Genomic DNA, 18674 nt, shown 5'->3' with positions numbered 1-18674 from the left:
GTGTTTCTCCCGCATCGTGGTCCGCATGAGCTCCGCCACGGCCCCCACCCGCACCCCGGTCCTCCCCGACTCCCGGCCCCGCCCCGCCCTCGACTGGCGTCTGCGCTTCGCCGCCCTCTCGCTGATCTGGGGCTTCAGCTTTCTGCTCATCAAGGTGGGCACCGACGGCTACGCCCCCTTCCAGGTCACCCTCGGGCGACTGGTGTTCGGTACGGCGGTGCTCGGGGCCGCGATGGCGGTGAAGCGTGAGCGGCTGCCGCGCGGCGCGCGCGTCTGGGGTCATCTGGCGGTCGCCGCGTTCCTGCTCAACGCCCTGCCCTTCTCGCTGTTCGCGTACTCGGAGCTGACGATCCCCTCGACGCTCGCGGGCATCTGCAACGCGACCTCGCCGCTGTGGGGCATGGCCCTGTCGCTGGTCGCCCTCTCCGAGGACCGGCCGACGCGGCTGCGGGTCGCCGGGCTCGGCATCGGCTTCCTCGGTGTCCTGACCGTCCTCGGCGCCTGGGAGGGCTTCGCCGGCCTGGACGCCACGGGCACGGCGATGGCGCTGCTCGCGTCGCTCAGCTATCCGATCGGCTGGATCTACGTCCGCCGCACCCTGGCCGGCACGGGTCACTCGCATCTGTCCCTGACCGGCGCACAGCTGCTGCTCGCCACGCTGCAACTGGCCGTCATCACCCCGCTGTTCACCGACCTGCCTGCCCGCTTCCCGGTCCTGCCACTGCTCGCGGTCGTGGCACTGGGCGCGCTGGGCACGGGCCTTGCCATGCTCCTTCAGTACGGCATCGTCGCCGAGGTAGGCCCGACGACGGCACAGATGGTCACGTACTTCATCCCGGTCATCGCCACCGCAGCGGGCGTCGCGATCCTCGGCGAACCACTGACGTGGTCGACCCCGGTCGGCGCGGCCATCATCCTGGCGGGGGCGGCCCTGACACAGGCCCGCCCGAAGCGGTGGGCCACGCCGTAGCGCCGGAGGGGCCGGAGTTGGGCGGGAGCGGGCAGGGTCGTGGGTACCGCCCGGCCGAAGCGCCCCGTCAGACGTAGCTCCGGACCGGCGACGGGCCCACCGCCGAGGTGATCGCGTCGGACAGCGGGGCGACCTCTTCGGGGGTCAGGGTGGAGACGGTGATCCTGATTCCGGGCGGGGCACTCATCCGGAAGCGGGCGCCGGGCGCGACGGCCCAGCCGGCGTGCAGGAGGCGGGCTACCGCTCCGGTCTCGTCCGGCACGGGAATCCAGACGTTCAGGCCGCTGCGCCCGTGCGCCTCGACGCCGCGTTCCGCGAGCGCCCCGATCAGCAGGTCCCGGCGCCTGCGGTACGCGTCCGCCACCGCCGGTGTGTCCAGGGCGCCGTCGGCCCACAGCCGCACCACGGCCCGCTGCACCAGCCGGCTCACCCAGCCCGGCCCGAGCCGCTGCCGTCCGCGGACACGGTCGAGGGTGACGGCGTCACCGGTGAGCACGGCGAGCCGCAGGTCGGGCCCGTAGGCCTTGGCGACCGAGCGCACGAACGCCCAGCTGCGGGTGCCGCCGGCCAGCGGATGCACGGGCTGATCGACGATTCCATGGCCGTGGTCGTCCTCGATCAGCAGGGTTTCGGGGCGAGCCCCGACGACGGAGCGCAGCGCACGCGCACGCGTGGCGCTCACCGCGGCGCCCGTCGGGTTCTGCGCACGGTCGGTGACGATCAGGGCCCGGGCCCCCGCATCGAGGGCCCGGCGGACGTCGTCGGGAAGCGGCCCCTCGTCGTCGACACCCACGGGTGCCGTGCGCAGCCCGAGCGCCGGGACGAGATCGAGCAGGCTGCCCCACCCCGGATCCTCGACGGCGACGGTGTCCCCCGGCTTGAGGTGAGCCGTGAGCACGCGCTCGATCGCGTCGAGCGAGCCCGAGGCGACGGCCAGCGGCCCGTCCGGCACCCCGTCGGCGTCCATCCCCCCTCGCGCACGGCGCGCCAGCTCCGGTTCCACCGGGGCGTCCCCGTACAGCACGGGCTCCCGGTCGCCCTGCTCGGCGGCGGCCGCGAACGCCCCCACCAGCGACGGCAGCAGCGCCGGATCGGGATTGCCGTCGGACACGTCACGCACGCCCTCGGGCACGTCCACCCGGATGTGGTCGCGCCCCGTGGTGGCCGGCTTGGGCCGCACCCTGCTGCCCCGGCGCCCGGCGGTCTCGATCACCCCGCGCTCGCGCAAGGTGCGGTACGCGGCAGCGACGGTATTGGGATTCACACCCAGATCGGTCGCCAACTCCCGCATGGGCGGCAGTAGTTGACCGGGCTCCAGCTCACCGGCCCCCACCGCACGCTCGACGCTCGCGGCGATCTCAGCTGCGCGTCGCCCTTCGATCCGATATCCTCCTAGCACAAAAAAGATTATGAACTAGTGCAATGGAGAGCGCAATGCAGGGGACCCAGCCGCCGACGTCGCAGCAAGCCGCCTACACGCCGACCGACCGCACCGTCCCCACACGCTCCGCGGACAGGGCGTCGTACGACAAGGACCTGGTGCACGCGATACTCGACGAGGCGTACGTCTGCCACCTGGGCTTCGTCCGCGACGGCACCCCGGTGGTGCTGCCCACCCTCTTCGGCCGGGTCGGCAACCGGCTCTATGTGCACGGCTCGACGGGCTCGCGCCCGCTGCGGATGACCGGACAGGCCGGCCCCGGGCTGCCCGTGTGCCTGACGGTCACGCATGTCGACGCGCTGATCCTGGCCCGCTCGGCCTTCCACCACTCGATCAACTACCGGTCCGTGGTCGTGCACGGCATCGCCCACGACGTCACGGACCCCGAGGAGAAGGGGGTGGCCCTGGACGCCCTGGTCGACCACGTCGTACCGGGCCGGTCCCGCGACTCCCGGCCGGCCAACAAGAAGGAGCTCGCGGCCACCGCGGTGATCCGCCTCGACCTCGACGAGGTCTCCGCCAAGCTCCGCACCGGCGGCGTCAACGATGAGCCGGAGGACCTCACCCTCCCTCACTGGGCCGGCGTCGTCCCGCTGCGCAAGGGCTACGAGACCCCGCTCGCCGACGCCGACCTGGCCGCCGGCACAGAGGTCCCCGCCTACCTCAAGGCACTGTGATGCTGATCCATCCCTGGGACGCAGCCGGCGACGACACCAAGTGGCAGCGGTGGCCGGCCGACCGCGACTTCGGGCAGCTCGCCGTCAACGGCCAGCCGGGCGAACCGCCCCATGTCCGGCCACTGCACATCGCTTACGACACCGAACGCGGCGAGGCCGTCACGCATCTCGCCCGCCCCAACCCCTGTGGCACGCCCTGGAGGCGAACCCGGACGTCGTGCTGAACGTCGTCGACGACCATGTGTGCGTCCCCGGCCCGCGCGACACGGCGGCGCGCGAACACCTGCTGCGCAGGCGCGGGGCGTAGAACCTCCCGCCTGTGCCGTGAACCTCCCGCCTCTGCCGTGGCGGGCCGGACAGGCCCTACGCGGCGGACCCGCGCGCCGACAGCTCCCGCTCCGTGCCACCGCCGGCCACCGGTTCGGCGGAGCCCTTGGCAGGTGCCGACGACTGTGCGATGAACGCGCCCACCAGCACCACCAGACCGCCGATGATCTGCGGCGCATGGAGGTGTTCGCCGAGCAGGATCCAGGCGAGAACGGTGGCGATGACCGCTTCGAGACACGCCACGACTCCGGCGACCTGCGGCGAGAGCCGGCGCACCGCGAGCACGCCGGTGACATAGGCGAGGACCGTGGCGATCAGCACGATCCAGGCCAGCAGCAGACCGGCCGCGACGGGGGCGCCGTCCATGGACGCCGTGTCCGCGAGCACGGACCAGTCCATGTGCCAGGGGCGGGCGACGGCGGTCAGCACCACGGCCCCGACCAGCAGGCCGTAGGCGATGACCCCGAGCGGGTCGGGGGCCCGGTCACCGGAGTCGCTGCCCTGATCGGCCAGAACGAAGTACCCGACCTGGCAGCAGGCGGCACCGAGCGCGAGCAGCAGGCCGAGGGCGTCGAAGCTCAGCCCGGACCAGACCTCGACGACACAGGCGAGTCCGCCGGCCGCGAGGACCACACCGAGCGCGGCGGCACGGGTCACCGGCCGCCGTTGTACGAACCGCACCCAGCCGAGCACCAGGGCGGGCGCCAGATACTCGACGAGCAGGGCGACCCCGACGGGGATCCGGGAGATCGCGGCGAAGTAGCAGGCCTGGACACCGGCGACGGCGAGCAGTCCGAACCCGGCGAGCAGTGCGGGACGGCTGCGCAGCAGCGCACGATGGCGCACGGCGACCGGCAGCATCACCAGGGCGGCGCCCGCCACCCGCAGCCACACCACGTGGAGCGGGTCGAGCCCCGCTTCGATCAGTGGCTTGGCCGCGACACCGGATCCGCCGAAGGCGAGCGCGGATCCCAGGGCGAGGCCGAGCCCGACGCCCCTGCCGCGGTGACCCCGGCTGCTGTCAGACGTATGCACCGACCCATGATGACAGGCCATGACATGACCGTCACCCCCGATGGCACCTGTCTCACCGGCTGGACGGCAGCACGTCGATCAGGGCGGACAGTTCCCCGGCGTCGATCCCGGCACGGGTGAGGACCTCGACGGCCCGCGCCTGGCGGTCCACGACGATCGCGGCGAGGAGGTCGACTCCCCGGGCCGGTTCACCGCCCCGGAGCGCGGCGCGTGCGCAGGCGTACTCCAGTGCGCCCGCGGCCAGGGGCGAGAAACCCGCGGGCTCCGTCACCGCGGGTACGGCACCCGAGTCCTCGACCGTGCCCTGCCAGCGCAGCCCGTAGCCGATGCTGCGCTGCACGAGGTAGCCGAGCAGACGGGCCATGTGCGGTCCGCCGTCGAAGAGGGCACGCACCTCGGGGTCGGACTCCAGCAGCGAGTGCAGCAGATGGGCCGAATCGATCTGCCGATCCCCGTCCCTGACCGCACGCCGGCGGGCGCCGCAGAGTACCGCTGCCAGCTCCGCGCTGAGTCCTGGATCGTTCTCGTCGTGGTCGCGCTGTTCCGAGCGCCGGCCGTCCTGTTCCTCGGCCGACTGCCGGGGGATACGGGGTTGCACACCCCTACCCCATCAGCCTCCGCGGATCCGGTCATCCTCGGAGGGAACCATGTTCGCGTCCCACGCAGAGTGGACTGCGGTGGCTGAAATCTCCTCCTCACGGAGGACATCAAGCCATCTCCACTCTTCCTGACGGTTCATCAGTATTGAATGTTTCAGGCCCCGCGGCTACGTTCCGCGACACCGGAGCCCGACTCGAAGAGGTGGTCGCATGGCCGAAGTCAGCGCGGAGGCACGCCTTCAGGCACCCGCGGAGAAGGTCTGGGCGCAGCTCACGGACTGGTCCGCGTACGGGGAGTGGAACGCGACCCACACCAGCTTCCCCAAGGGCGGACCCGAGACGCTCGTCGTGGGCGGGACCTTCCAGGAGAACATGAAGCTCATGGGCTTCCCGGCCGAGGTCGAGTGGACCATCGCGGAGCTGGAGCCGGCCCGGGTGCTCGCCATCCGCGGCAAGGGCCCGATGGCCGTGACCGTCGCCACGCGCTACACGCTCACTCCGGACGGCGACGGCACGGCGGTCCGTATCGACGGCGAGTTCACGGGTGCCGCCGTCTCGCTGATGGCGGGGAGGCTCAAGGATTCGGCGACCGCCGCCCTGAACGAGTCGCTGCGGAAGCTGGGCACACTGGTGTCCTGACTCCACCTCGCCCCGCACGCGAAGGCGCCCCGCGGGTCACTCCACGGGGCGCCCGGCGTCCGTCAGTCCTCGTCGGCGAGGATCAGATACAGCTTCTTGCGGGCCTCGTTGATGACGGCCAGCGCCTTCTCCCGCTGCTCCTTGTTGCCCGTCTTCCAGACCTGACCGAAGGCCTCCATCAGACCGAAGCCGGCCTGCCGGATCTCGCCGAGGGCCTCCCAGTCGACGCCACGAGAGGCTTCCTCCCACGGCGCGTCCGGACCCCCTTCGGCCGCCGCGCGGCCGGACTCGGTGAGCGAGAACAGCTTCTTGCCGCCCTCGGTCTCACTGGTGATCAGTCCCTCGTCCTCCAGCAGCTGGAGGGTGGGGTACACCGAGCCGGGGCTGGGCTTCCACGCCCCGCCGCTGCGCTCGGCGATCTCCTGGATCATCTCGTAACCGTGCATGGGCCGGTCCTTGAGCAGGGCCAGGATCGAGGCGCGTACGTCGCCTCGCCGTGCCCTCCCCCTGGGTCCGCCACGCCCCCGGTGACCCCAGGGCCCGGGACCGAAGCCCGGCCCGCCGAAGCCGAAGCCGGGACCACCGGGACCGCCGGGGCCACCCGGCCCGAAAGGCCCGAAGGCCGCACGCCGTCCGTCGAAGCCGTCCCGGTCACGCCGGCCCGGACCGCCCTGTCGACGTCCATGTCCACGCTCGTATCCGTGAGTACGCATCGCCCTCACTCCATTCCCATCGTTGATCTGTCGCGATGCGTCAACGATATATCGGAACTGTTCGGATGACAATCCCCTTCTTCGAGGACCCGATGTCCCGTCTCACTCAATCGAGTCGTTTTCTCAACGAACCGAGTCGTCCGGGCTTCTGTCTCAGCGAACCTAGTCGCGCGACTGAGGGCGCTGGGGGTGCTGGATGGCTGTACCGGCTGGGGTGGACCACGCGGGGCCATGCGTCGAGTTGTCGTACGTGGACGCGGTGCACGGACTCCGTCGGTGTCCGCTGCGGGACTGTGTGACGGGCCGGTTCGAAGATGTCGCTCCGGTGCGCACGTTTCGCTGGTCGCGCGGTGAGCGTCACTTCCCGGGCTGGTACTGGGCGGCCACGACCGGGCGGCATGTCGGCTTCGAGTCGTGGCTGGAGCGGGACCGGCTGCTGCTGATGGACTTCGACCCGAGCGTGGTGGGAATTGGCTCACAGCCGTTCTGGCTGCACTGGCATGACGGCGAGCGGGAGCGTCGCCATGCCCCGGACTACTTCGTGCGCCACGCGGACGGCTCGGCGGTCGTCGTCGATGTCCGTGCGGACGGGCGGATCGAGCCGAGGGACGCCGAAGCGTTCGAGGTGACGCGCCTGCTCTGCGCCCAGGCCGGGTGGAGGTTCGAGCGGCTGGGGGCACCTGACGCGGTGCTGCTCGCGAATGTCCGGTGGCTGTCGCGCTACCGGCACCCGCGGTGTCTGCACGACCTGGTCGCGGCCCGGCTCCGGGAGGTCTTCGCGATCCCGAGGCCGCTGATGGTGGGGGCGGATACGGCCGGGGACCGGCTGTCGACGCTGCCCGTGCTGTTCCACCTCCTCTGGATTCAGGAGATGACCGCCGCGGACATGACGGCCGAGTTGCTGGGGCCGCGCACGATCGTGCACGTGGCCGGCGGAGTCGGCCGGTGACGGGGAAGAGGCGGGTGCCGCCGGCCTCCCGGATCGCGGAGTTCCCCGAAGCTGCCGCTGAACAGGCCCGCTGGTGGGAAGGGCACATCCTGGAGGTTTTGCACGGTCTGCCGCCGGATGCCCCGGAAGGGACCAAGCCGCGGCCGGAGTTCGATCCGAAGCGCTGTTCGCTGGCCCAGCGCGAGCGAGCCAAGGCTGCCGAGTTGACGGCGGCCGGGCATCAGGTGTCGGCCAGCGGCATCAAGCAGCGGCGCCAGCGCTACCAACGGAATGGGCTGGTCGGGCTTGCGGACGGCCGGTCGGCCAAGCAGATGCAGACCTTCGGCCAGGTCGACCCGGCCGTGGTGGAAGCCATGCGACAGGCGATCGCCGAGACCGCCGACGCGTCGTCGAGGACTATCGGCTTCATCATCTGGCGGACCAAGCAACTCCTGTCCGATCGGGAGGAGACCGCAGAGGTTGAGCTGGCGTCTCGGGCCACGCTCTACCGACTGTTCGACAGGCTCGCCGCCGGCACCCACGCCACTGGGTCGGCCCGCACCCGCCGCTCTGTCGGGGCACGGCCCTCCGGGCCATTCGGCGAAGTGCCGGCCAGTGCGCCCGGCGAGCTGATGCAGATCGACTCCACGCCGATGGACGTGCTGGTGCGGCTGGATGACGGCGTCGCCGAGAAGGTCGAGCTGACGGCCATGGTCGATATCGCCACCAGGTCGATCACCGCGGCGGTGCTGCGACCCACCACAAAGGCTGCGGACGCCTCCGCGTTGCTGGCTCGCAGTGTTACCCCTGAGCCGATGCGTCCAGGTTGGGCGGAAGCCCTACGGATGTCCCGGTCGGCATTGCCGCACCGGCGGTTGCTGAGCATCGACGAACGACTGGCGCACGCGGCTGCGCGCCCGGTGATCGTGCCGGAGACGATCGTCTGCGACCACGGCCGCGTCTTCATTTCGCACGCGTTCAGGGCGTCCTGCCGTTACCTGGGCATCAACCTTCAGCCGGCGCACAAAGCGACGCCGACCGACAAGGGGACGATCGAGAAGACCCTGGGCTCCGTGGCCACGCTGTTCGCCCAGTTCGTCGCGGGATACACCGGCTCGACGACGGACCGCCGCGGCCGCGGCCTGGAAGACGGGCCGCTGTGGTCGCTGCCCGAACTCCAAAACCTCCTCGACGAGTGGATCATCGCCGTCTGGCAGACCAGGCCACACGACGCCCTGCGCGACCCCGACGCACCGGCGCGAGCGTTCTCACCGAACGAGAAGTGCGCCATGCTGCTTGAGTCCTGTGGATATGTCCCAGTGCCACTCGGCGGGGAGGACTACGTCGAGCTGCTGCCCGAGCGCTGGCAGGCGATCAACGCTTACGGCATCCGCATCAAGCACCGCACCTACGACAGCCCGGAGTTGAACCCGTTGCGCCGCCAGCGCTCAGGAGTGACGACAAAGAAGGGCCTGTGGGAGGTTCACTACGACCCCTACGACGTCTCCCGGATCTGGGTACGCGACTCCCGCGCCGATCGGTGGATCACGGTGTTCTGGAAGCACCTGCACCGCGTCGGCGTCCCCTTCGGTGAGCTTGCCTGGGACCACGCTCGCGCCCAGGTCCCCGGCGGCACCGAGGAACAGATCGCGGATGCGGCCGCGGCTCTGCTGCGGCGGGCCCACGACGGTCCTGCGTCGGAACAGGATCGTCCGGCCAAGCGTTCGCGCCGCGACCGCCGCGTCGCTGCTCGTACTCGGGCCACCTCGACCGATCGCCCGGTCCCCGATCCGTCGGTCACCGAGCCCGAATGCAACGACGAGTCGGACACCGAGCTCGCCGACGTCATCCCGCTGGGCCTGTTCGACCCGCTCGCCAACCCCTGGAGGCGCACGTGACCCCCTCCTGCCCAGCGGCTGGGCCCACGGCAGTGCAGGAGGCCGACGCCGAGGCGAACCGACAGCTGACCACTCTGGCCGGCTGGCGGAAGTTCATCGGGGGCCCGCCCCCGCCCCCAGTTCGGCTGTCCCCGGGACAGCTGGAGCAACTGTCACCGACCGAGCGAGACCTTTACGACGAGGACCGCCTCGACCATCACGCCCGGATGCTCACCGTCTCAACGTCGTTCGTCGAGAAGACGCGGATCTGCGGCCGTCGCCTGGTCCTGCTGAACCGGCATGCGATCAGTGCCCGCCGCGGGCTGATGGTCTCGGGGCTTCCCGGCACGGGCAAGACCAGCGCCATCGCCCAACTCGGCCGCGCCCACGAACTTCTCGACCGGGCCCGTCACCCGAAAATCGCCGACCGCATCCCCGTCCTCTACATCACCGTTCCGCCTGCTGCGACCGCACGCATGGTCGCCGCGGAGTTCGCCCGGTTCCTGGGGCTGCCGGTCCGTCCCCGGTCGAACATGACCGACATCATCGAGGCCGTGGTCGGTGTCTGCACGGATACCCGCACGGGTCTCGTGGTCGTCGACGAGATCCACAACATCTCGCAGAGGACCCAGGCCGGCGCCGAGGTCTCCGACACCTTGAAGTACTTCTCGGAACGCATCCCCGCCACCTTCGTCTATGCAGGCATCGACTTGGAGACCAGCGAGCTCTTGGTCGGCACACGGGGCGCTCAGATCGCGGGCCGCTTCACTCTCGTCCCCACCGGCCCATTCCCCTACGGCGACGAGTGGAAGGGCCTCATCGCGACCATGGAAGAGACCCTGATCCTGCACGACCATCCACCGCGCAGCCTGGTCAAACTGGACCGCTACCTGCACAACCGCACCGACGGGATGATCGGAGCACTGTCCCACGCCATCCGGGGCGCCGCGATCGACGCGATCCTCAACGGCACGGAGCGCGTCACCAAGGAGGGGCTCGACGCCATCCCTCTAGATCACGCGGCGGAGTCCGTGCGCCCCGGCCGGAAGCCCGCCCGGCAGCGATGACTGACATCCCGCCTTCTCGTCTGCCGGTCTATGTTCGCCCCACCGGCGGCGACACTCTCGACTCCTACATCCGCCGTCTGGCACACGCCAACCACCTCCCGCCCGCTGATCTGCGCTCCCATCTCTGCGCGACGGGCTCCGTCGGCCCTCCCGTCGTCGAAAAACTGGCCGCAGTCACGGGACGCCCCCTTGCTGACCTGCAACAGGCGCTGACCGACACGCGATGCGGCATCTGCTTCCAGCCCCTGCGCGCCCGGACGGTCAAGGGCCGGCCCGCACGGTGGTGTTCCGACCACTGCCGCATGATCGCCCGCCGCAGGCGCGTCCCGCTCTCGCTCCAGGGCGCCCGCCGGCACGCCGTCCATAGCGCGCCCTGCGCCCACTGCGGCACCGTCGTCGAACGCAACCGCCCTTTTCGCTGGTGCTCCGAACCTTGCAGGCAGGCCGCTCATGAAGCCCGGTGGGCCAAGGGGCGGTGCGGGCACTGCGGGCAGAATCTGGGGCGGAAGGCGAGCTCCTCGCGCGGAAGTGGGCACCAGCCGATGTGGTGTTCACGTATTTGCCGCGCCGCGGCCCACCGTGAACGTCTCAGAGCCCTCCCCGCCCTCCGCCATCTGCGGGAACGTGACGATTAGTGCCACCGCTACAGCCGCTTCCACGCACCGTTCCCCTCTTTCACAACGAGACCCTGGACTCCTTCCTCCGCAGGCTCGCTGCCGCCAACCACCTTCCCACCGCCCAGTTGCTGCCCCTCTTGGAGATCCGCCGCACCAAGAAGACCCCGGTCAACACGTTCCTTGAGCCTCTCGCCGCCGCGGCCGGAGTCCGCCCAGGGACGTTGGAACTGGCCCTGCCCGAATTCCTCGATGCCGACGCCGTCGACAAGCTCGGAGCCATCGGCCGTCCGCGCTCAACCTTGCACAGCGCCATCCAGCGTCCCGCCTGCCGCCGTTGCACCCACGCCGCAGGCATCACCATGCCCGTGACCTGCTGGACCACTCATGACCGCAACGTCTGTCTCCGCCACCGCCTCTGGATCGGGGACGGCCTCACCAACGCCGACGAGCAAGTCGACATCAGCAGGCTCTCCGACACGCTACGAGCCCAGAGACACCACCGAAACCTGATAGCCCGCCACGGCCGCCGCTGGGTCCGCAACGCTTATCCGGATGCCCGCAAGATCTACTTCACCTGGCTGCAACAGACCGCCGACCCGTTCGATCTGCTCGACACTGCACGTCGCATCCTCACCGACGGCACCGGGAAACCGCCCTCTCCCGACCTGACGCTCACGATGGTCTTCCACCCTCAAGTCGTGACGCTCGCCGGACTTCTCGCGGGCCGGGAGTGGGAACACCGCGCGGTCGTCTCCGGCCACGTCGCGTGGCTCGTCGAGCAGATCACAGTCCGCAACGTCCTTCTCGGCTACGTCCCCAAGGAGCGCGAGGACCCTCTGATCCAGTGGGTTGAGCAGCATTTCTCCACCCACAAGTTCGTCGCCTTCCACCGAAGTCCGAGGATCTACGACGCGTTCTTCCCCCGCGAAACGATCCCGCCACCGCGCCAGCCAGATGAAGCCGACGCCGAAACACGGTGGAGCCCCTTCCACCCTTACTACCGGTACTGAGCCCCGCGGGGCCTACACCCAGTTCGCCCAACCAAACGTGAAGAGATAGGCCCGTCGCCTCGCGTCCGCACCTCGAATGCCGCGAACAAACATGACCACCAGAGCAACGAGGAACAGAGCAGCAAAGGCACCAGCTACAAGGGCCCCAGCGACGGGTCCCACGAGCAAGCCCACGATCACGCACGCGACGATGACGATCCCCAGACCGAAGTGCGCGGCGGGCAGATCTGCCCTGATCGCCTCTCGCAGTGCCTTGCGCACCGACCGCATGTCGGAGTCATACCGCTCCCGCGCCGCTTCCGGATCAGCGGCGGGACCCTCAGGCCACCGTTTCATCATCGCCCCCGCTCAGTCTGAACGGAGCCTAGCGCGGAAGGCTCTCTTCCTCTGATGACCGGCCATGAACAAGCCGTTACCCTCTCGAACTCCCTTCGTGGGACAACACTCAGGCCCGTTCCGTCTCAACGAACCGAGTCCAGCGTCTCACTCAATCCAGTCCACGCAGGTCAGCTGCACGCGAACGACTAACTTCGTTGAGACAGGACACCCGAGTGCTCCGGGGGTGACGGAAAGCCGCCTACACGCCCCGGTCTGCCTCCCGAGCTGCGCGTTCCAGTCGGCTGCGATGGTTCTGCCACCACGTCGAGTCGCCCGGCGCCATGCTGTCGTTGCCCTTGCTCATCCCGACGGCACCGTCGATGAGTTCCCGGATGATGTCGGCCTGCCCGGCGTGCCGGTGCGTATCGGAGATCACGCGCACCACGGCATGACGCAACGTCACCTCGTCCCGGCCGTCCGGCCACCACGGCACCCTGCCGACCGTGTCCAGCGCCAGCGCGTCGATCGTCGCGTCGGCGTGCGCCCACGCCCGTCGGTAGAGCTCCACGATGTACTCGCGTGACTCGTCGGCGGTGGCCCACATGTCCGCGTTGGGGTCGGCACCGTCCTCGAGCCAGGGCAGCGGCTCGCCGGACGGCCGTCCGAAGGTGTCGCCGAGGTAGCCCAGCTCCACGCCTGCCGTGTGTTTCACCAGTCCCAGGAGGTTGGTGCCGGTCGGAGTCATCGGGCGGCGGACGTCGTACTCCGAGAGCCCTTCCAGCTTCCACAGCAGGGCATCACGGGCGGACTGGAGGTAGAAGTGAAGGTCGGCCTTGGCATCCGTTGAGGTCATGGGGCCAGTCTGGTGCTCCTCACACACGGAATCGGGCCAGGTTCCTCGAATTGGCCTTGGTCAGCCGGGCCACTCGGCCCCTAGCGTCCTCGCATGCGCATCCGAATCGTCGACGCCTTCGCCGACCGCCCCTTCGCCGGCAACCCGGCCGGAGTCCTGCTCCTCGACACCCCCTTCCCGGACGACGACTGGCTCCAGAACGTGGCCATGGAGGTCAACCACGCGGAGACCGCGTTCGCCCACCGCCTGCCCGAGGGCGGGGAGGCGGACTGGGCGCTGCGCTGGCTCACGCCCGCCGCCGAGGTCGACCTGTGCGGGCACGCAACGCTCGCCACCGCCCACGTCCTGCACACCACCGGCGCCCATCAGGGCCCGGTGCGGTTCGCCACGCGCAGCGGTGTCCTCGTCGCGACGCCCGGCGAGGACGGCTCGATCACCCTCGACTTTCCGACGGCGCCCCTCGTCCCCGTGGACCTCCCGGACGGAGTCGCCGAGGCGCTCGGCACGGAGCCGCACGCCGCCTACGACACCGGCCCGAACGTCGGCGACCTGCTGGTGGAACTCGCCGACGAGAAGACCGTGCTGGGCCTGTTCCCCGATCACAAGGCCCTCGCCGCCTTCTCCGAGCGCGGCATCATCGCCACCGCCCGCGCCGAGGACCCCGCCGGGAGCCACGACTTCGTCTCCCGCTGCTTCTTCCCGAAGGTCGGCATCGACGAGGACCCGGTCACCGGCAGCGCCCACACGGCCCTTGCCCCCTACTGGGCCGAGCGCCTGGGCCGCCCCGACCTCACCGGCCTGCAGGCCTCGCCCCGGTCCGGGCTGGTCCGCACCCGGCTGCGCGGCGACCGCACCCTTCTCACGGGCCGCGCGGTGACGGTGATCGACGGGGAGCTGCTGGCCCCACCGCACGCCAGGCTGCACGCCTGACGGCACAACAGGGGCGTACGACATGCCCGTACGCCCCTCGTGCGGTCGCTCACGCCGTCGGTAGCCAGCTCACCTTCCCGGCCAGCAGCGCGTATCCCACGAACGCCCCGATGTCGAGCAGGGTATGTGCCGCCACCAGGGGACCGACCCGGCCCCAGCGCCGGTACAGGTAGACGAACACGACGCCCATGGCCATGTTGCCGACGAAGCCGCCGATGCCCTGGTAGAGGTGGTAGGAGCCGCGCAGCACGGAACTGGCCACCAGCGCGGTGCCCGGCGTCCAGCCGAGCTGGCCGAGCCGGCGCAGCAGATAGCCGACGACGATGACCTCTTCGACGATCGCGTTCTCCAGCGCCGAAAGGACCAGCACCGGGTACTTCCACCACACCTCGGGCAGCGCCTCGGGCACGACGGTGAGGTTGAAGCCCAGACCCCGGGCCGCCAGGTAGAACGCGATGCCGGTGCTGCCGATCACGGCGGCGATCGCGGCCCCGCGGCCCAGGTCCGACCAGGGGCGGGTGCGGTCGAAGCCGAGGGTGCGCAGGCTCTTCCCCTCGCGCAGCAGGAAGTGCGCGACGAGGGCGACGGGCACGAGTGCTGTGGCGATCCCGAAGAGCTGCCAGGCAAGATCCAGCCAGGGACGGCCCGGCGCGGCCGAGGCGTTGAGCGTGGCGGCCTGGTCCTTGAGACCTCCCGGTTTGGTGACCGAACCGACAAAGCTGATCAGGGCGGACACAGCGCTCGCACCGAGTGAAACCCCTAGAACGAGCAGCGTCTCGTCACGGAAGATCCGCCGCGAGGGCCCCTCCGGAGGAAAAGAATCGGCCACCGGGCCTGCCTCCGCCTGCACACCTGCCTCCAGTTGAGTAATCCCGCCTCGTCCCCATCACCGTCCCGCTAGGGTCTCGAAAGAAGTTACGAAATGTGCGCGACCGGCCGTTGGGGGGACAGGGAGGGCACCACGTCATGGGACGTCACAGCTTGCCCGATCAGTATGGAGCGGGCGGCAGCGACCCCCGCCCCCGCGCGCGCCGCCGTACGGCGGCCGTCGCCACGGTCATGGTGCTCACCGTCGCCGGCGGCACCGCCGTGGCCGTCCGCAGCGGACTGCTCTCCCTCGGCTCCCCGTGCCAGGACGACCCCGTCGGGCTGAAGCTCGCCGCCTCCCCCGACCTGGCCCCGGCGCTGACGGCCGCGGCGCAGCGGGCCCGCAAGGAGAACATCACCTCCGACGGGCGCTGTGTCGCCGTCACGGTCGCCGCCCACGAGTCGTACAAGGTCACCGACACGCTCACAGCGGGGAAGAACCCCGGTGTCCAGGTGTGGGTGCCGGACTCGGACGTATGGGTCCAGCGGATCACCGCGAACCGGGCCGCGACGCAGGTGACCTCCACGGGCAGCGTCGCCTCCACACCGGTCGGGGTGGCGATGGTCCCGTCCGCCGCGAAGTCGCTGGGGTGGCCGAAGAAGACGTACAGCTGGAGCGAACTGGCCGGCGCCGCCCAGCGGGACGACTCCCTCAGGCTGGGCGCGGCCGACCCGGCACGCAGCGCGAGCGGACTGCTCGCGCTCACCCAGCTGACCACTGCCGCCGCCCGGTTCGAGGACGGTCGGACCCGGGCCGCGGCCATGATGAAGACGCTGTCGCAGCGCACGTCCGACACCGACGGCCAGGTCCTGGACACGCTCCCCCGCGACTCCTCCGGCACCGAGCGGGACAACCCGAAGCGCAACCATGCGCTGGTCCTCACCGAGCAGGCGGCGTTCACCCACAACTCCTCGGCCGCCGGTGGCGCGGGTCTGGACATGTTCTACCCGAAGGACGGCTCGCCGCGGCTCGACTACCCGTACACGCTGGTCGACACGTCCGAACTGTCGACGGACGAGAGCCGGGCCGCGATCCGGTTCATGACCTATCTGCGGCAGCCCGAACAGCGCCGGTTACTCCAGGAACACGGCTTCAGGACGGCGGAGGAGCCGTCGGCCGCGGTGGTCGGCAGGGCCGGCGGGAGCAGTCCGCAGCCGTATGCGGAGCCCTCCCTGCAGCCCGCCTCGGCGGCCGCGCTCGACGAGGCCCTCGGCATCTGGACGATCACCGTGCAGAGCGCCCGGGTCACCACCGTCGTGGACGCCTCCGCCTCCATGGCGCAACCCGTCCCCGGCACCGGCCGGTCACGCATGGACGTCACCAAGGCGTCGCTGCTGCAGGCCTTGGCCGGCTTCACGCCCGAGGACGAGATCGGCCTGTGGGACTTCTCGACAAAGCTGGACGGCGCCAAGGACTACCACGTCCTCGTGCCGACCGAACGGCTCGGCGACCGCGTCGGCGGCGGCACCCAGCGGGACCGGCTGACAGCGGCGTTCGGCGATCTCGCACCGGTCCCCGACGGCGCCACCGGCCTGTACGACACCACGCTCGCCGCGTACCGGGCGGCCACGTCCTCCTACGCCGAGGGCAGGTTCAACGCGCTCGTCGTCCTGACCGACGGGGTCAACCAGGACCCCGGCAGCATCTCGCGCGGCGGCCTCCTCACCCGGTTGCGGAAGCTCGCCGACCCCGAGCGCCCGGTTCCGCTGATCATGATCGCGGTGGGCCCGGACGCCGACCGCGAGGAGGCCGGCCTCATCGCCGGATCGACCGGCGGCTCGGGCCACCAGGTCACCGACCCCTCGCAGATCCACGCGGTGATCCTCAAGGCGATCGTGGCAGCGGGTGCGCAGGGCAGCCAGGGCTGATCCCGCGGGCGCGAAAGCCTGCGCGGCTCACCCCAGCGGCACGGGCTCCGGCAGCCCCACGGGCCAGGTGTGCACGGGCTCCCCGGCGTGCATCAGCTCGCGATAGCGCCGGGTCGTCGCGGCCAGTGCGGCATCCCGCGTGAGCCCCGTCTCCAGGGCCCGGTGGAAGGTCGCGGCCTGCCAGGTCGCACCGTTGGCCCGGCGCCGGCACCGCTCCTCGATGACACCGAGGTACAGATCCCGGTCGGCGGGCTCCACCCCCCACGCGTCCAGTCCGGCCTCGGCCAGCGGCAGCAGTTCGTCGCGTACGAGGCTGACGGCGTCGACCTCCGCCGTGCCGCCGTACCGGCCCCGCCGGGGCCAGGTCAGCCGGGCGTCGATGCCGTCGCGGCACGCGGCGTCGAAGTTGGCCGCGGCCGCCTCGAACGGCAGCCTGCTCCACACCGGCCGCGACTCCTCGGCGAGGGCACGGACGACGCCGTAGTAGAAGGCGGCGTTGGCGACGACGTCGGTGACGGTGGGGCCGGCGGGCAGGACGCGGTTCTCCACGCGCAGATGCGGGACGCCGTCGGCGATGCCGTACACCGGGCGGTTCCAGCGGTAGATGGTGCCGTTGTGCAGGACCAGTTCGGCGAGTTTCGGTACGCCGCCGGCGTCGACCACCTCCAGAGGGTCCTCGTCGTCGCAGATCGGCAGCAGGGCCGGGAAGAAGCGCAGGTTCTCCTCGAAGAGTTCGTATGCCGAGGAGATCCACCGCTCCCCGAACCAGGTGCGCGGCCGCACTCCCTGGGCCTGGAGTTCCGGAGGGCGGGTGTCGGTGGACTGCTGGAACAGCGGGGGCCGCGACTCGCGCCACAGCTCACGGCCGAACAGGAAGGGCGAGTTGGCGCCCACGGCCACCTGGGCGGCGGCGACGGCCTGCGCGGCGTTCCACACGTCCGCGAAGCGGGCCGGGGTGACCTGGAGGTGCAGTTGCACCGAGGTGCACGCGGCCTCGGGCGCGATGGACTTCGAGGTGCAGGTGAGACGCTCCACGCCGTCGATGTCGAGCGCGAAGTCCTCGCCGCGGGCGGCCACGATCTGTTCGTTGAGCAGGGCGTAGCGGTCGACGTCGGAGAGGTTGGAGGAGACCAGGTCGTCCCGGTCCAGGGTCGGCAGAATGCCGATCATCACGATTCCCGCGTCGAGCTCGCCGGCTTTTCTGTCGGCATATGCCAGGGACGTGCGGAGTTCCTCGGCGAGCCGATCGAATACCCGCCCACCCAGCCGGTGAGGGGCTATGTTCACTTCCAGATTGAACATGGCGAGTTCTGTTTGGAAATCACGGCTGGCGATACGTTCGAGGACCTGCGCATTGAGCATTTTCGGCATACCGTCGGCGCCGGTGAGATTCAATTCGATCTCCAGCCCCATGAGGTTCTTCGGGCGATCGAACCGCTTCTCGGCCAGGAGTCGCTCCAGCCCCGTCAGGTTCCGCCGGAGCTTGTCCCGGTAGCGCTGGCGATCGGACAGGTCGAACGGACCTGCCACGACCTTCTCCCCCATCGAAGCGTCCCTCCTCGGATGGGCGGGCCGAATCCGGCCGCCGGTGTGCGGGTCAGGTGGGATGATGCCCAGCGGAAGCGATCGATAACGTCCCGGGACGGCCCGGTCCCCGCTACTCTGTCGGAGGAGACCTGCGGCACATTCACGGGGCATGGGGCACGATGCAGTTTCGAGTGCCCCGAGTACTCGTGAAAAACGCCGACGACAATAGGCCGACCGCTTGCCGGGCGTTTCCCGAGGTCAACGTCGCAGAGTCGGCCGGAAATCGGGACGACTTCCGCGAATCGACGACCGAATACAACCTTGTTCCGGGCGCCGGAAACGGGTAGACGAAACACCGCCTGAACACTTGTCGTATAAACTCCGCGAACAAGGCAGAAAGCCGGCGCCCG

17 protein-coding genes and 1 pseudogene are annotated in these 18674 nt (G+C 70.3%); 10 read left to right on the top strand and 8 right to left on the bottom strand.

Features of this window, described 5'->3' with window-relative positions; translation table 11 throughout:
- Nucleotides 1–25 precede the first annotated feature (25 nt).
- Nucleotides 26–970: a DMT family transporter gene (locus F7R91_RS35860; protein ID WP_150956985.1), complete on the top strand. Its 945-nt coding sequence runs from the start codon at nt 26–28 to the stop codon at nt 968–970.
- 67 nt (nt 971–1037) lie between these two features.
- On the opposite strand, the gene F7R91_RS35855 is transcribed toward F7R91_RS35860, so the two are convergent.
- Nucleotides 1038–2369 carry an aminotransferase class I/II-fold pyridoxal phosphate-dependent enzyme gene (locus F7R91_RS35855; protein ID WP_150956982.1) on the bottom strand — a complete coding sequence of 444 codons (1332 nt, stop codon included), beginning with the start codon at nt 2367–2369 and terminating at the stop codon, nt 1038–1040.
- A gap of 35 nt (nt 2370–2404) precedes the next feature.
- Here F7R91_RS35855 and F7R91_RS35850 point away from each other — a divergent pair, with 35 nt between their 5' ends.
- Together F7R91_RS35850 and F7R91_RS35845 are read left to right on the top strand one after the other, a co-directional pair.
- Complete coding sequence (locus tag F7R91_RS35850) at nt 2405–3088, top strand: pyridoxamine 5'-phosphate oxidase family protein (RefSeq protein ID WP_150956980.1); 684 nt, start codon at nt 2405–2407, stop codon at nt 3086–3088.
- A pseudogene (locus tag F7R91_RS35845) lies at nt 3088–3347 on the top strand (FMN-binding negative transcriptional regulator); the annotation flags it as partial. The gene F7R91_RS35850 and the pseudogene F7R91_RS35845, both read left to right, overlap by 1 nt.
- A 104-nt stretch (nt 3348–3451) precedes the next feature.
- Here F7R91_RS35845 and F7R91_RS35840 read toward each other — a convergent pair.
- The gene (locus F7R91_RS35840; RefSeq protein WP_150956977.1) at nt 3452–4471 is read right to left on the bottom strand and encodes an EamA family transporter; all 1020 of its coding nucleotides are present in this window, start codon (nt 4469–4471) and stop codon (nt 3452–3454) included.
- Between the two features lie 31 nt (nt 4472–4502).
- Nucleotides 4503–5048 carry a Clp protease N-terminal domain-containing protein gene (locus F7R91_RS35835; RefSeq protein ID WP_150956974.1) on the bottom strand — a complete coding sequence of 182 codons (546 nt, stop codon included), beginning with the start codon at nt 5046–5048 and terminating at the stop codon, nt 4503–4505.
- 211 nt (nt 5049–5259) lie between these two features.
- Here F7R91_RS35835 and F7R91_RS35830 point away from each other — a divergent pair, with 211 nt between their 5' ends.
- Nucleotides 5260–5688: a type II toxin-antitoxin system Rv0910 family toxin gene (locus tag F7R91_RS35830; protein ID WP_150956971.1), complete on the top strand. Its 429-nt coding sequence runs from the start codon at nt 5260–5262 to the stop codon at nt 5686–5688.
- A gap of 62 nt (nt 5689–5750) precedes the next feature.
- Here the strand turns inward: F7R91_RS35830 and F7R91_RS35825 are convergent, their stop codons facing one another.
- Nucleotides 5751–6401: a PadR family transcriptional regulator gene (locus tag F7R91_RS35825; RefSeq protein WP_150956969.1), complete on the bottom strand. Its 651-nt coding sequence runs from the start codon at nt 6399–6401 to the stop codon at nt 5751–5753.
- A 196-nt stretch (nt 6402–6597) separates the two neighbouring features.
- Between F7R91_RS35825 and F7R91_RS35820 the strand changes: the two genes are divergently transcribed.
- From F7R91_RS35820 to F7R91_RS35805, 4 genes are all read left to right on the top strand, one after another.
- On the top strand, nt 6598–7350 hold the full coding sequence (locus F7R91_RS35820) for a TnsA-like heteromeric transposase endonuclease subunit (protein ID WP_150956966.1): 753 nt from the start codon (nt 6598–6600) through the stop codon (nt 7348–7350).
- Between the two features lie 353 nt (nt 7351–7703).
- Nucleotides 7704–9227, top strand: a complete 1524-nt coding sequence (locus F7R91_RS35815) for a Mu transposase C-terminal domain-containing protein (protein WP_225320988.1) — start codon at nt 7704–7706, stop codon at nt 9225–9227.
- Nucleotides 9228–9259: 32 nt separating this feature from the next.
- Complete coding sequence (locus F7R91_RS35810) at nt 9260–10273, top strand: TniB family NTP-binding protein (RefSeq protein ID WP_150956960.1); 1014 nt, start codon at nt 9260–9262, stop codon at nt 10271–10273.
- Nucleotides 10274–10907: 634 nt separating this feature from the next.
- Nucleotides 10908–11900: a TniQ family protein gene (locus tag F7R91_RS35805; RefSeq protein WP_150956955.1), complete on the top strand. Its 993-nt coding sequence runs from the start codon at nt 10908–10910 to the stop codon at nt 11898–11900.
- A gap of 12 nt (nt 11901–11912) precedes the next feature.
- Here the strand turns inward: F7R91_RS35805 and F7R91_RS35800 are convergent, their stop codons facing one another.
- Together F7R91_RS35800 and F7R91_RS35795 are read right to left on the bottom strand one after the other, a co-directional pair.
- Nucleotides 11913–12170 (bottom strand): hypothetical protein, encoded by a 258-nt coding sequence (locus F7R91_RS35800; protein WP_225320987.1) that lies wholly within the window; start codon nt 12168–12170, stop codon nt 11913–11915.
- 307 nt (nt 12171–12477) lie between these two features.
- Complete coding sequence (locus F7R91_RS35795) at nt 12478–13071, bottom strand: DinB family protein (RefSeq protein ID WP_150956949.1); 594 nt, start codon at nt 13069–13071, stop codon at nt 12478–12480.
- Between the two features lie 93 nt (nt 13072–13164).
- Here F7R91_RS35795 and F7R91_RS35790 point away from each other — a divergent pair, with 93 nt between their 5' ends.
- Nucleotides 13165–14001: a PhzF family phenazine biosynthesis protein gene (locus tag F7R91_RS35790; protein WP_150956946.1), complete on the top strand. Its 837-nt coding sequence runs from the start codon at nt 13165–13167 to the stop codon at nt 13999–14001.
- 49 nt (nt 14002–14050) lie between these two features.
- Here F7R91_RS35790 and F7R91_RS35785 read toward each other — a convergent pair whose 3' ends face one another.
- Nucleotides 14051–14851 carry a CPBP family intramembrane glutamic endopeptidase gene (locus tag F7R91_RS35785; protein ID WP_150956943.1) on the bottom strand — a complete coding sequence of 267 codons (801 nt, stop codon included), beginning with the start codon at nt 14849–14851 and terminating at the stop codon, nt 14051–14053.
- A 116-nt stretch (nt 14852–14967) separates the two neighbouring features.
- Here F7R91_RS35785 and F7R91_RS35780 point away from each other — a divergent pair, with 116 nt between their 5' ends.
- The gene (locus tag F7R91_RS35780; RefSeq protein ID WP_150956940.1) at nt 14968–16737 is read left to right on the top strand and encodes a substrate-binding and VWA domain-containing protein; all 1770 of its coding nucleotides are present in this window, start codon (nt 14968–14970) and stop codon (nt 16735–16737) included.
- 27 nt (nt 16738–16764) lie between these two features.
- On the opposite strand, the gene F7R91_RS35775 is transcribed toward F7R91_RS35780, so the two are convergent.
- Complete coding sequence (locus tag F7R91_RS35775; protein WP_150956937.1) at nt 16765–18282, bottom strand: glutamate-cysteine ligase family protein; 1518 nt, start codon at nt 18280–18282, stop codon at nt 16765–16767.
- Nucleotides 18283–18674 lie beyond the last annotated feature (392 nt).

Origin of the sequence: Streptomyces luteolifulvus, from assembly GCF_008806595.1 — a bacterium.
GTDB lineage: Bacteria > Actinomycetota > Actinomycetes > Streptomycetales > Streptomycetaceae > Streptomyces > Streptomyces luteolifulvus.
This window is presented reverse-complemented; position numbering and strand designations above follow the sequence as displayed.

What these genes read in the sequence shown, in the direction of transcription:
- F7R91_RS35815 (WP_225320988.1), top strand. Translation starts at nt 7,704, where the DNA reads ATGCGACAGGCGATCGCCGAGACCGCCGACGCGTCGTCGAGGACTATC.
- F7R91_RS35800 (WP_225320987.1), bottom strand. Translation starts at nt 12,170, where the DNA reads ATGCGGTCGGTGCGCAAGGCACTGCGAGAGGCGATCAGGGCAGATCTG.
- F7R91_RS35775 (WP_150956937.1), bottom strand. Translation starts at nt 18,282, where the DNA reads ATGGGGGAGAAGGTCGTGGCAGGTCCGTTCGACCTGTCCGATCGCCAG.
- F7R91_RS35850 (WP_150956980.1), top strand. Translation starts at nt 2,405, where the DNA reads ATGCAGGGGACCCAGCCGCCGACGTCGCAGCAAGCCGCCTACACGCCG.
- F7R91_RS35840 (WP_150956977.1), bottom strand. Translation starts at nt 4,471, where the DNA reads ATGGCCTGTCATCATGGGTCGGTGCATACGTCTGACAGCAGCCGGGGT.
- F7R91_RS35820 (WP_150956966.1), top strand. Translation starts at nt 6,598, where the DNA reads ATGGCTGTACCGGCTGGGGTGGACCACGCGGGGCCATGCGTCGAGTTG.
- F7R91_RS35795 (WP_150956949.1), bottom strand. Translation starts at nt 13,071, where the DNA reads ATGACCTCAACGGATGCCAAGGCCGACCTTCACTTCTACCTCCAGTCC.
- F7R91_RS35825 (WP_150956969.1), bottom strand. Translation starts at nt 6,401, where the DNA reads ATGCGTACTCACGGATACGAGCGTGGACATGGACGTCGACAGGGCGGT.
- F7R91_RS35860 (WP_150956985.1), top strand. Translation starts at nt 26, where the DNA reads ATGAGCTCCGCCACGGCCCCCACCCGCACCCCGGTCCTCCCCGACTCC.
- F7R91_RS35830 (WP_150956971.1), top strand. Translation starts at nt 5,260, where the DNA reads ATGGCCGAAGTCAGCGCGGAGGCACGCCTTCAGGCACCCGCGGAGAAG.
- F7R91_RS35780 (WP_150956940.1), top strand. Translation starts at nt 14,968, where the DNA reads ATGGGACGTCACAGCTTGCCCGATCAGTATGGAGCGGGCGGCAGCGAC.
- F7R91_RS35790 (WP_150956946.1), top strand. Translation starts at nt 13,165, where the DNA reads ATGCGCATCCGAATCGTCGACGCCTTCGCCGACCGCCCCTTCGCCGGC.